Source organism: Streptomyces sp. SolWspMP-5a-2 (assembly GCF_900091845.1).
GTDB lineage: Bacteria > Actinomycetota > Actinomycetes > Streptomycetales > Streptomycetaceae > Streptomyces > Streptomyces doudnae.
Genome location: NZ_FMCI01000152.1, coordinates 18,515 through 30,064 on the forward strand (window position 1 = coordinate 18,515; position 11,550 = coordinate 30,064).

General features: G+C 73.6%; 9 protein-coding genes. 6 read left to right on the top strand and 3 right to left on the bottom strand.

Going from position 1 to position 11,550, the window contains the following annotated elements; translation table 11 throughout:
• Window positions 1-25: 25 nt before the first annotated feature.
• The 3 genes from GA0115242_RS15545 (at window position 26) to GA0115242_RS15555 (ending at window position 3,202) form a co-directional block, all read left to right on the top strand.
• On the top strand, window positions 26-1,057 hold the full coding sequence (locus tag GA0115242_RS15545; RefSeq protein ID WP_202555370.1) for an ABC transporter permease: 1,032 nt from the start codon (window positions 26-28) through the stop codon (window positions 1,055-1,057).
• 274 nt (window positions 1,058-1,331) lie between these two features.
• Entirely contained in the window at window positions 1,332-2,018 is a 687-nt protein-coding gene (locus GA0115242_RS41595; protein ID WP_256089444.1) for a helix-turn-helix domain-containing protein, read from the top strand.
• 29 nt (window positions 2,019-2,047) lie between these two features.
• Window positions 2,048-3,202, top strand: a complete 1,155-nt coding sequence (locus tag GA0115242_RS15555; RefSeq protein ID WP_176729819.1) for an ABC transporter substrate-binding protein — start codon at window positions 2,048-2,050, stop codon at window positions 3,200-3,202.
• A 109-nt stretch (window positions 3,203-3,311) separates the two neighbouring features.
• Here GA0115242_RS15555 and GA0115242_RS15560 read toward each other — a convergent pair whose 3' ends face one another.
• The 3 genes from GA0115242_RS15560 to GA0115242_RS15570 form a co-directional block, all read right to left on the bottom strand.
• A complete protein-coding gene (locus GA0115242_RS15560; RefSeq protein WP_093828765.1) occupies window positions 3,312-5,570 on the bottom strand; it encodes an ABC transporter permease in 2,259 nt (752 codons plus the stop codon).
• A 67-nt stretch (window positions 5,571-5,637) separates the two neighbouring features.
• Window positions 5,638-6,387, bottom strand: coding sequence for an ABC transporter ATP-binding protein (locus GA0115242_RS15565; protein WP_093828767.1), 750 nt, complete (start codon window positions 6,385-6,387; stop codon window positions 5,638-5,640).
• Window positions 6,384-6,896: a PadR family transcriptional regulator gene (locus GA0115242_RS15570; protein WP_093828769.1), complete on the bottom strand. Its 513-nt coding sequence runs from the start codon at window positions 6,894-6,896 to the stop codon at window positions 6,384-6,386. Before GA0115242_RS15570 ends, GA0115242_RS15565 begins: the two co-directional genes overlap by 4 nt.
• A gap of 189 nt (window positions 6,897-7,085) precedes the next feature.
• Here GA0115242_RS15570 and GA0115242_RS15575 point away from each other — a divergent pair, with 189 nt between their 5' ends.
• From GA0115242_RS15575 to GA0115242_RS15585, 3 genes are all read left to right on the top strand, one after another.
• Window positions 7,086-8,348 carry an ABC transporter substrate-binding protein gene (locus tag GA0115242_RS15575; protein ID WP_093828771.1) on the top strand — a complete coding sequence of 421 codons (1,263 nt, stop codon included), beginning with the start codon at window positions 7,086-7,088 and terminating at the stop codon, window positions 8,346-8,348.
• Window positions 8,349-8,535: 187 nt separating this feature from the next.
• Window positions 8,536-10,182 (top strand): glycoside hydrolase family 13 protein, encoded by a 1,647-nt coding sequence (locus GA0115242_RS15580; protein ID WP_256089445.1) that lies wholly within the window; start codon window positions 8,536-8,538, stop codon window positions 10,180-10,182.
• A gap of 37 nt (window positions 10,183-10,219) precedes the next feature.
• Window positions 10,220-11,545: an ABC transporter substrate-binding protein gene (locus GA0115242_RS15585; RefSeq protein WP_093828773.1), complete on the top strand. Its 1,326-nt coding sequence runs from the start codon at window positions 10,220-10,222 to the stop codon at window positions 11,543-11,545.
• The last annotated feature ends 5 nt before the right edge of the window (window positions 11,546-11,550 follow it).

The window sequence follows — 11,550 nt, forward strand, 5'->3', positions numbered from 1 at the left end:
CCGACCACCCGCGAGGTGAGCTGAAGTGACCCCGTCCACCCTCTCCCAGCCGTCCGCCCCGTCGGGCGGGCCCGGCGTCGCGCCGCCGAAGACCGCCGCGCCGGGCGGCGACGACCGCGCGTCCCGACTGCGCTCCCTCGCCCTGCGGTTCAGCATGCTCTGGGTGCTGGTGCTGCTGGTCGTCGCCGCGACCGTGCTCTACCCGGGCTTCCTGCGGGCGGCCAACCTCCAGGACATCCTGACCCAGAACGCGGCCGTCGGGATCATCGCCGTGGCGATGACCTTCGTGATCATCTCCGGCGGTTTCGACCTCTCGGTGGGCGCCACCTACGCGCTCGGCTCCACCGTCTTCGCCGGGGTCACCAAGAGCACGGGCTCGGTGCTCCTCGCCGGGGTGTGCGCCCTGCTCGCGGGGCTCGCGGTGGGCGGGGCCAACGGCACGATCATCGCCCGCTGGAAGGTCAACCCGTTCGTCACCACCCTGGGCATATCGTCGGTCATCGCGGGGCTCGCCTACGTGTACTCCGACTCGGCGCCGTTCATCGTCGACGACGTCTCGTTCCAGTACCTGGCGCTGACCGCGCTGGCCGGGGTGCCGCTGCCGATCTGGATCCTGCTCGGCGCCTTCCTGATCGGCTCGGTGCTGCTGTCCAGGACCGGGTACGGCCGCAACATCTTCGCCATCGGCGGCAACGAGGAGGCCGCCCGGCTCTCCGGGCTGCGGGTGCCGTGGCTGGTGGGCAGCGCGTACGTGATGACCGGCGTGACGGCCGCCCTGGCCGGCATGATCGACGCCTCCCGGCTGGGCGTGGGGCAGGCCGACGTCGGCGCCACCGTCGCCCTGGACACCATCGCCATCGTGGTCGTCGGCGGCACCTCGCTGCGCGGCGGCGAGGGCGCGGTCTGGCGCTCCGCGGTGGGCCTGCTGATCCTGGCCACCCTGACCAACGTCTTCTACAGCCTCAACATCAGCCAGCACTGGCAGCTCATCGCCAAGGGCGTCATCGTCGTCACCGCGGTGGCCCTGGACTCGCTGCTGCGCAGCCGCCGCACCTGAACCCGGCGGTCCCGCCCGGCCGTCGCGTCCTCCTCGCGTCCCCACGGCCGGGCGCGCGGCCCGTGGGGCGCCGGACCCGCACCCGCCGGTCCGGCGCCCCACGGGCCCCTGGCGTCCCGGGAGAACTCGACAGTAACCACAAATGATTCCTTACCCGTTCGTTACACGTAACCCTGTCGTATCCCCCAGTACCTGGGCATGATGAGCCTGTCATCGCACCGGTCGCCGTGATCCACGCGGCAGGCCGCGCACGAAGGGACGGGAGACGACGCCCGTGTCCGCTCGGAAACGAACCGCACCCGCCTGGCCCGCCGGAGACACCCTCGCGCCCCCCGCCTCGGCGATCATGCTCGCCGACGGCACCGTGGAGGCCACCGACCGCACCCGCCCCGACCCGGCCGGGGGACCCGGCCTCGCCGTCGGCTTCCTGCGCGACCACCCCGAACTGGCCGACCTGGTGCTGGCCTGCCTGCGCACCGAGGCCGGACGCACCGGCTTCATGTGGACCGACAGCACCGCGCGCACCCTGGTCAGGGTCTGGGTCGACCCGTTCACCGACCCGCGCGGCGCGCCGATGGGCCGGGTCCTGATCGAGCCCTGCCACCCCTCCCCCTACGGTCTGACCCTGCGCGAGCTGGACGTCCTCACCCTGGTCGTCGCCGGTCTCACCAACAACGAGATCGCCGAACGCCTCTTCGCCAGCCCCCGCACGGTCACCACCCACGTCGACCGGCTGCTCACCAAGCTCCAGCTCTCCGGCCGGGCGGCCGCCGCCGCGCTCGCCCTCGACCAGGGCCTGGTGCGGCTGCCGTTCCCCGGCGGCGACACCCGCTTCGAGCGGCTCGGGCTGGGCCGGATCGCCACCGCGGCCCGGGGCGGTGTCCCGGCCCCTCCCCGGTCCCCGGGGCGCCGCGCCCGCTGCGCCGCCGTCCCCTGCTGCTCGGGGCGGCCCTGCCGCTGACCGGACCGGCCGCCGCCGACGGGCGCGAGATGCTGCTCGCGACCCGGCTGGCGCTGGAGGAGATCAACGACCAGGGCGGCATCGCGGGCCGCCGGATCGAGCTGGTCACCGCGGACTTCGACGTGACCGTCCCGTCGGCGGTGCGGGCGGCGTTCACCGAGCTGGTGGAGCAGGAGGTCGACGCGCTCACCTCCGGCTACATCGGTCCGCAGGACGTGGCGCACGAGATCGCCGCCGACTACGGCTGCCCGTACCTGCACGCGGCGACCCTCGACTCGATGGTCTCCCGGGTCGCCGAGGACCCCGAGCGGTACGGCGGCATCTTCCAGGTCTGTCCCAGCGACACCCGCTACGGGCCGGGGTTCGTCCGCTTCCTGACGTCCCTGCGCGACAGCGGCGCCTGGCGTCCCGAGTCCGACCGGCTGATGGCCGTCCAGGGCATCTGGCCGCTGGGCGACCTGGGCCGCTCGGAGATGGCGGCGGCGGTGGAGGCGGGCGGCTGGACCCTGGAGACGGTGTCCGAGGTGGGGATGTCCGACGACGCCTGGCAGCGGACCGCGCGCCAGGTGCGGGCGGCGGCCCCGGCGGCCGTCCTGGTCGGGCACTACTTCATGCCGGGCAGCCTGGCCTTCCTGCGCGAACTGCTCGCCGACGGACCGCCGATCCTGCCCTACCTGCTGTACACGCCGTCCATCCCCAGCTTCCGCGAGGAGCTGGGCCCGCTCTCCGACGGGCTGCTCTGGGCGACGGTCACCGGCACCTACTCCGACCACCTGGGCCGGTCGTTCGCGGCCCGCTTCCGCTCCCTGCACGGTGTCTCGCCGGGCCGCTCGCACGCCGGGATCGCCTACGACCGGGCCCGGATGATCGCCGGGGCGTGGTCCCAGGTGGACGACCCGCGCGACCACCGCCGGGTCGCCAAGGCGGTCCGCACGACGATCCACCGGGGCGTCAACGGCGCCTACTACCTGGCCGACCCGGGCCAGGCCGCGCTCGCCTACCCGGAGCTGACGCCCGATCCGTCCATCGGGCAGGCCCATCTCGTCTACCAGATCCAGGACGGCCACCAGCGGATCCTGTCCCCGACGCCGTACTCGGACGGCCGGTTCCGGCTGCCCCCGTGGTACGGCACGGGCGGCCGGGAAGGGGACGCGCCGCGTCCGGCGCGGACCGGGACGCCGTAGCGGGCCCCCACCAGCGGTCCCGGGCCGGGACACCGTAGCGGGGCCCTCGCGAGCGGTCCCGGGCCGGGACACCGTAGCGGGACCCTCGCGAGCGGTCCCGTTCCCGGTGTCAGCCCGTCGCGTCCGCGCGGTGGCGGTGGGCGGCGCGGGCAGCGGGCAGCGCCGCGAGGACGGCGGCCCCCGCGGTGGCGGTCAGCACGAACAGCGCCAGCAGAGCGGCCGGCGGCGTCTGCGCGAGCCCGGTCCCGAGGCCGGTGGACCGGCCCTGGACGTCGATCAGCCAGCGGGCCAGCGGCAGCCCCGCCAGCAGGGCGACGGCGTTCGCGGCGAGGACCGTGCAGACGGTGGCGGCGACGGTGATCCCGCTGATCTGACGCGGCGACAGACCGATCGCCTTGAGCGCGAGCAGCTCGCGCTCGCCCTCCCGGACGGCCGCGCCGATCGAGGTGAGCAGCTCCACCAGGCCGATGAAGGCCAGGATCGCGATCAGCCCGGCGACGACGTGGCGCAGCGCGGTGAGTCCCCCGGCGGGCCGGGCCACCGTGTACACGTCGAGCCTGCCGCCCGAGCGGTCGGTGACAGCGGCGGCGACCGCGTCCGGGTCGGCGCCGGGCGCCAGCCGCAGTTCGTAGCGGGAGGCGGGCAGTTGGGGGTCGTTCGCGCGCAGGTTGTCCAGGGAGGTGGAGATGACGCGGCCGTTGTTCTCGGCCTCCACGGAGCGGCCGACGATGTGCAGGATCTGCGGATGGGCGCCGACGGTCATCCGTACCCAGTCCCCCACCCGCACCTGGAGCAGGTCGAGCAGGCCCTGCCCGGCCACCGCCTCGTCCAGGCCGTGCGGGGCGCGCCCCTCGGCGAGGCGGTAGGGGTAGGGCTCGCGGTCGGTGCCCGCGCCGCGCAGCGCGATGGTGGCGGTCTGGCCCGGCACCAGGGCGCTGACCTCGACGCCCGGGTAGACGGCGGTGATGCGCGGGTCGCCGCGGAGCACGGCCCGGGTCTGGGCCTCGCCGAGTCCCGCGGAGTGGACGGTGAGCGCGGTGCCCGCGGGGTCGTCGCGGAAGCGGTCGATGGTGCTCCAGGTGCTCAGCGCGACGACCGTGAGCAGCAGCGGCAGCGTCAGCCGTGCCACGGTGGCCAGCGATCTGGGCCGCCGGGAGAGCACCCGGTGGGCGCCCAGGACCAGCGCGGGCGGCAGTCCCCGGCCGAGGGCCGCGCGGGCGAGAGCGGAGAGGCCGGTGCCGGGGGAGGCGGCGGGCCGCGGCACCGGCACCGGCGGGACCCGTCCGGCGCGCCAGGCGGCGAGCGCGGTGGTGGCGCCGATGAACAGCACGGTCCCCGCGGAGACGGTGAGCAGGCCCGTCGCGTACCCGGGCAGCATCCGCCAGATCCCGACCGCCTCGCCGATCCGGCCGGGGACGCGGCTGCCCAGGCCCTGCACGAGCGAGGCCGCGACGACGGCTCCCAGCAGGGCGTAGGCGAGGTGCTGGAGCACGAAGACGCGCACGACCTGGCCGGGGGTGAAGCCGATCGCCTTGAGGACGGCGATGTCGCGCAGGTGGTTGCGGACCCGGGTGGCGATGGCGCCGTGCACGGCGAGGCAGGCGGCGAGCAGCGCGGCGAGTCCGAACAGCCCGAGCACCTGGCCGAGGAGGCGGTTGTCGCCCTGCGCCTGGGTGCGGGCCTGGCGCCAGGTGGACACCTCGTCGACGGCTCCGGCGCCGAGCACGGTGACCGCCCGCTGGACGAGGTAGTCGGTGCCGTCGGGGTCGGTCAGCCGCAGTCCGGTGACCTGGCCGTCGGGGGCGCGGACGGCGGCCGGTGACGCCCAGACCAGGCCGGGCCGTTCACCGCGGCCGTAGCGGGGTTCGGCGCTGTCGGCGACGCCGAGGACGGTCAGGGTCCTGGCGGTGCCGGGGAGGGTGACGGTGTCGCCGGGGCCCGCGAGGAGGGCGGCGGCGAGGCTGCTCTCCAGGACGACCCCGTCGGGTTCGGTGGCGCTCAGCCAGCGTCCCGAGGTGAGCAACGGCCGCCCCACGGAAGGCAGTCGGCCGGTCGCGCGCAGTTCGGCCGAGGCCCGGGTGCCGTGCGCGAGGAGGGTCACCGACTCGGTCGGGTAGGGACCGGCGACGGCGTCGACGCCGTGCAGGTCGGCCAGCCGGCCGGTCTGGGCGGCGGCGCCGGTGTGGATCCAGACGTGCGGAGCGTCGGAGCGGGTGAAGACGCGCTGCCAGGGGTTGGTGGCGTAGGCGAACAGCGCGGTGGCCAGCAGCAGGGAGCCGACGATGCCGACGGTGGCGAGGACCAGGAAGAGCGCCTCGCCCCGGTGTCTGCGCAGGTCGGCCCGTGCCCAGCGGGTGAGGGCGCGCATCCGTCACCGCCTCCGTTCGGGTGGCGCCTGGTGCCGTGCGGCCGGGTGCCGGTGGTCCACCGCGGCGTCAGTCCCTCAGTTCGAGCACGCCGGAGGCGCCCGTGGCGCGCAGCGGGCCCGCGTCGAGTTCGACGTCGTCGGCGACGCGTCCGTCGAAGAAGCTGATGACCCGGTCGGCGGCGGTCGCCAGCCGGGCGTCGTGGGTGACGAGCACGATGGTCTGGCCGCGGCCGTGGAAGCGGGTCAGCAGCCGCATGACCTCGCGGGTGCCCCGGCTGTCGAGGCTGCCCGCGGGTTCGTCGGCGAGGAGCAGGTCGGGCTGGTTGACCAGGGCGCGGGCGAGGGCGACGCGCTGCTGTTCGCCGCCGGACAGCTCGCCCGGCATGTTGCGCTCCTTGCCGTTCATGCCCAGCTCGGTCAGGAGTTCCGCGCGCCGGGCGCGGGCCTGCCGGGGCGCCGTCCCGGCGAGCAGGGCGGGGAGTTCGACGTTGTCGGCGACGGAGAGGTCGGAGACCAGGTTGAAGAACTGGAAGACGACGCCGATCCTCGTCCGGCGTTCGACCGCCCAGCGGGCCTCGCCCCAGCCGTCGGTGGACTCGCCGTCCAGGCACAGCGCGCCGGAGTCGGGCTTCTGGAGCCCGCCGAGCAGGTGCAGCAGGGTCGACTTCCCGGCGCCCGAGGGGCCGGTGACGGCGACGAACTCGCCCCGGCGGACGGTGAGGTCGACGCCGCGGACGGCGTGCGCGGGGGCGCCTTCGCCGTGGTGGGTCTTGGTGAGGGCCTCGGCCAGCACCAGAGGAGGCGGGGTGTCGCTCACTGCTGCTCCTCCAGTTCCTCCTGGCACCGCTCCAGCCAGTCGAGGTCGGCCTGCAGGTGCAGCATCGCGCCCTCGATCAGCAGGGCGGAGATGCGGTTGTCGCGGTCTTCGGCGGCGAGCTTGGACAGGGTGCGCATCGTATTCAGGTACTGGCGCCGCTGTCTGTTGATGAGGGCGATCTGGTCGGCGAGCCCGGTGCGCGGGGCGAGGGCGAGTTTCATGAAGAACTCGTCCCGGACCCTGGGTTCCTCCGACGTCTCCTCGAACCAGGCCGCCAGCGCCTCGCGTCCGGCGTCGGTGAGACGGTAGATCTTCTTGTTCGGCCGGCTGGACTGCTCGATCTCCTCGCCCTCGATCAGTCCCGATTTGTCGAGACGGCCCAGGGTGACGTAGATCTGACCGACATTGGGCTGAGGGTATGCGGCGCCCAGGAGTTGTTCAAGATCCTGTTTCAACTCGTAACCGTGGGCGGGGCCACGCGCCAGCAGGGCCAGGAGAGGCAGCCGCACTTACGCTCTCCACCTCGTCTCCGTGTCGGGTCCGGCGAGCCGGTCGGCCACGGGCCGGTGCGCCGGTGGCCGATGAGCCGGGGCCCCTAGTATCGCGCATACCTAACAGGTATACATGCTTTTGCCGCCGTGGCGAAGAGGCCCGGTGGGGGGCGAGGGGCCCGGCGGGGCCGGAGCGGGAGGGAACCCATGCGCGGGGCACGCGCCACCGGCAGGGCTCTGCTCGTTCTCGCCGTGCTGGTCTCCGGTTACGTCGCCGCCGGGGCGCGGCCGGACGAGTCGGGCCGCGGTCCGCTGACCCTGGCCACGGCCGGGGACCTCACCGGCTATCTGGAGCCGCTGCTGAGCGGCTGGAACCGGGCGCACCCCGGTGAGCGGGTCACCCTGGTCGAGCTGCCGAACTCCACCGACGAGACCCGCGAGCAGATGGAGACGGACCTGCGCGGCGCCGGGCGGGGGCGGTTCGACGTGCTGAACATCGACGTCGACTGGACCTCCCAGTTCGCGGCGGCGGGCTGGATACGTCCGCTGCCGCGCGAGCGCTTCCCGCTGGACACCTTCCTGCGCCCGGTGGTCGACACGGCGACCTACGAGGGGCGGCTGTACGCGGTCCCCTACGTCACCAACGCGGGGCTGCTCCTGTACCGCAAGGACGTGCTGGCCGAGGAGGGCCTGCCGCCGCCGCGCACCTGGGCGGAGCTGGAACGGGACGCGCGGACCGTCGCGCCGCGGCACGGTCTGGACGGGTACGCGGGCCAGATGCTGCCGTACGAGGGGCTGACGGTGAACGCGGCCGAGGCGGTCTACTCGACGGGCGGCAGCATCCTGGGCGACGAGGGCAGGCGGGTCACCGTCGACTCGGCGGCGGCCCGGGAGGGCATCGGGTTCCTGGTGCGGGGCGTGCGCGAGGGCTGGATCCCCCGGGAGTCGCTGACGTACACGGAGGAGGAGTCCAAGCAGGCGTTCAAGGACGGCCGGCTGCTCTTCCTGCGGAACTGGCCCTACGCCTACGTCGCCGCGGACAGCGCGGGTTCCGCGGTCGCGGGCCGGGTCGGGGCGGTGCGGCTGCCGGGTCCCGACGGGCCGGGCACCAGCGTGCTGGGCGGCTCCAACCTGGCGGTCACCGCGCACACCCGCCACCCGGACTCGGCGAAGCGGCTGATCGACTACCTGACCAGCGAGCCGGTGCAGCGCGAGGTGCTGACGCTCGGCGCGCTGCCCCCGGTGCGGGCCGCGCTCTACGACGATCCCGCGCTGGTGCGGCGGTTCCCGTACCTGCCCGTGCTGCGGGACGCGGTGCTGTCGGCCGCCCCGCGCCCCAAGAGCCCGCGCTACGACCAGGTCAGCCTGGTGGTGCAGGCCGTCGTGCACGACGCGCTGACCGGGCGCCAGAGCCCGGACGACGCGGTCAGGCGGCTCGCGACCGAGCTGGCCGCCGTCACCCGGCGGTAGCGCACCCGTCACCCCGTAACTTACTTGTTAGGTAGGGCCGTTCATCTTCAGCGGCCTGATTGCGCCGAAATATCGCTCTATAACCGGCAGTTGGCTGAGCAAACCGTCCCGCGTCCATTGACATCCGCATGTCATCGCTACCTAACATGCATGCATAACGACCACGACGCACAGACGGGCACTCGGGGTGATTTCCCAGCGCAATGACGCGCACCACTGGTGGCGCGACGCGGTGATCTACCAGGTCTACGTCCGCAGCTTCCTGGACAGCACCGGCGACGGCATCGGCGATCTGGCCGGGGTCACGGCCGGACTGCCCTACCTGCGCAAGCTGGGGGTCGACGGCATCTGGCTGAGCCCGTTCTACCCCTCGCCGCAGCACGACCACGGCTACGACGTCGCCGACTACCGCGACGTCGACCCGGTCTTCGGCGACCTCGACGAGTTCGACCGGCTGATGGCGACCGCCCGGCTGCTGGGCGTCCGGGTGCTGCTCGACATCGTCCCCAACCACTGCTCGCACGAGCACCCGGACTTCCGCGCGGCGCTCGCCGCCGGGCCAGGCGACCCGGCCCGCGCCCGGTTCCACTTCGCCGACGGCCGCGGACCCGGCGGGCACCTCCCGCCCAACAACTGGCACGCCATGTTCGGCGGGCCCGCCTGGACCCGGGTCACCGAGGCCGACGGCCGCCCCGGCCAGTGGTACCTGCACATGTTCACGCCCGAGCAGCCCGACTGGAACTGGCGCAGCCCCGAGGTCGCCGCCGCCTTCGAGGAGGTGCTGCGGTTCTGGCTCGACCGGGGCGTGGACGGCTTCCGCATCGACGTCGCCGCCGGGCTGTTCAAGCACCCCGGACTGCCCGACTCGCCCGACCCCGAGGCGGACGCCCGCGCCCGCGACTCCGTCAACCCGCTGGCCTGGAACCAGCCCGAGGTGCACGACGTCTGGCGGCGCTGGCGTGCCGTCTGCGAGGAGTACACCGCCGCCGACGGCCGCGAACGGCTCCTGGTCGGCGAGGTGTCGGTGCCCACCGCCCGTGAGCACGCCCGCTACGTCCGCCCCGACGAGTTGCACCAGGCGTTCTTCTTCGACCTGCTCAGCGCGCCCTGGAACGTGGACGCCTTCCGCAAGGTCATCTCCGAGGCCATGCAGGACATCGCGGGCACCGGCTCCACCGTCACCTGGGTCCTCAACAACCACGACCAGGTCCGCACGGTGACCCGCTACGGCGAGCCCGCCACCGAGGGCAGCGGCCTCGGCTCGGCGCGCGCCCGCGCCGCCGCCCTGCTGATGCTCGCGCTGCCCGGCGCCGCGTACATCTACCAGGGCGAGGAACTGGGCCTGCCCGAGGTCGTCGACCTGCCCGACGACGTGCTCACCGATCCGATCTTCCGCCGCACCGGCAGCCGGGCCCGCATCCGCGACGGCTGCCGGGTGCCGCTGCCCTGGTCGGGACAGGCGTCCCCGTTCGGGTTCACCTCCGCGCTGGAGGGCGCCAAGCCGTGGCTGCCGCAGCCCGAGTGGTTCGCCGAGCACGCCACCGACCGCGCCCTCGCGGACACCCGCTCCTTCTGGCACCTGTACCGCGACGGCCTCCAACTGCGTTCCGCGCTGCCCCAGTTGGGCGAGGGCACGCTGCGCTGGCTGGACTCTCCGCCCGGCGTCCTGGCCTTCGCCCGGGGCGACGGCCTGGTCTGCGCCGTCAACTTCACCACCGCACCGGCGCCCGCGCCGGTCACCGGCACCCCGCTGCTCGCCAGCGGCCCCTGCTCCCCCGGCGTCCTCTCCGGTTCCACCGCGGCCTGGTGGATCACCGGCGCGACCGCCGTCTGACGCACCCGGCTCCACACCTGCTGAAAGGTCATCGACGATGATGCGACGACGTGTCCCCCTGCTCACCGGCTCCGTCCTGCTCCCCCTGGCCCTCGCCGCGACGGCGTGCGGCGGCGGGGACGTCTCCGCGGGCGGCGGGGACAAGCCGCTCGACGGCCAGACCGTCACCGTGGCCGGGGTCTGGTCCGGCAGCGAGCTGAAGAACTTCCAGAAGGTGCTGGACGCCTTCACCGAGAAGACCGGCGCCTCGACCCGGTTCGTCTCCACCGGCGACAACGTGTCCACGGTCGTCGGCAGCAAGATCGAGGGCGGTGACGCCCCGGACGTGGTGATGGTCCCGCAGGTCGGCGTGCTCCAGCAGTTCGCCCGCAAGGGCTGGCTCCAGCCGCTCTCCAAGAGCGTCCAGGGGACCGTCTCGTCCGACTACGCGAGCGTCTGGAAGAACTACGGCAGCGTCGACGACACCCTGTACGGCCTGTACTTCAAGGCCGCCCACAAGTCGACGGTCTGGTACAGCCCGAGCGCCCTCGAACAGGCCGGGGTCAAGCCCCCGACCAGCTTCGACGCGATGCTGAAGGCCGGGCACGCCGTCTCCGACTCCGGCCTTGCCGCGTTCGCCGTCGCCGGTCAGGACGGCTGGACCCTCACCGACTGGTTCGAGAACGTCTACCTCTCTCAGGCCGGGCCCGAGAAGTACGACGCGCTCGCCGCCCACCGGCTGAAGTGGACCGACGAGAGCGTCGTCAAGGCCCTCACCACGCTCGGCACGCTGTTCAAGGACAAGCAGTTGCTGGCCGGTGGCCAGAAGGGCGCCCTGAACACCGACTTCCCCGGCTCGGTGGAGAAGGTCTTCGGCCCGCAGCCCGAGGCGGGCATGGTCTACGAGGGCGACTTCGTGGCCGGTGTCGCCAAGGACCAGTTCGGTAAGAAGATCGGCGAGGACGCGGACTTCTTCCCCTTCCCCGGCGTCGACGGCAACACCGCGCCGGTGGTCAGCGGCGGTGACGCGGCGGTCGTCCTCAAGGACGGCAAGCACCGCGCGGCCGGGATGAAGCTCCTGGAGTACCTGGCCTCACCCGAGGCCGCCGCGCTCTGGGCCGGTCAGGGCGGCTTCCTCTCCCCGAACAAGAAGCTCGACCTCGGCGAGTACGGCGACGACGTGACCCGGGCGACCGCCAAGTCCCTGATCGAGGCGGGCGACACCGTCCGCTTCGACATGTCCGACCAGGCCCCGGCCGCGTTCGGCGGCACCAAGGGCGTCGGCGAGTGGAAGCTGCTCCAGGACTTCCTGCGCGACCCGTCCGACCCGAAGGCCACCGCCGCCGCGCTGGAGACGGCCGCGGCCAAGGCCTACCAGGACTGACCGGC

What these genes read in the sequence shown, in the direction of transcription:
- GA0115242_RS15575 (WP_093828771.1), top strand. Translation starts at nt 7,086, where the DNA reads ATGCGCGGGGCACGCGCCACCGGCAGGGCTCTGCTCGTTCTCGCCGTG.
- GA0115242_RS15585 (WP_093828773.1), top strand. Translation starts at nt 10,220, where the DNA reads ATGATGCGACGACGTGTCCCCCTGCTCACCGGCTCCGTCCTGCTCCCC.
- GA0115242_RS15560 (WP_093828765.1), bottom strand. Translation starts at nt 5,570, where the DNA reads ATGCGCGCCCTCACCCGCTGGGCACGGGCCGACCTGCGCAGACACCGG.
- GA0115242_RS15555 (WP_176729819.1), top strand. Translation starts at nt 2,048, where the DNA reads ATGCTGCTCGCGACCCGGCTGGCGCTGGAGGAGATCAACGACCAGGGC.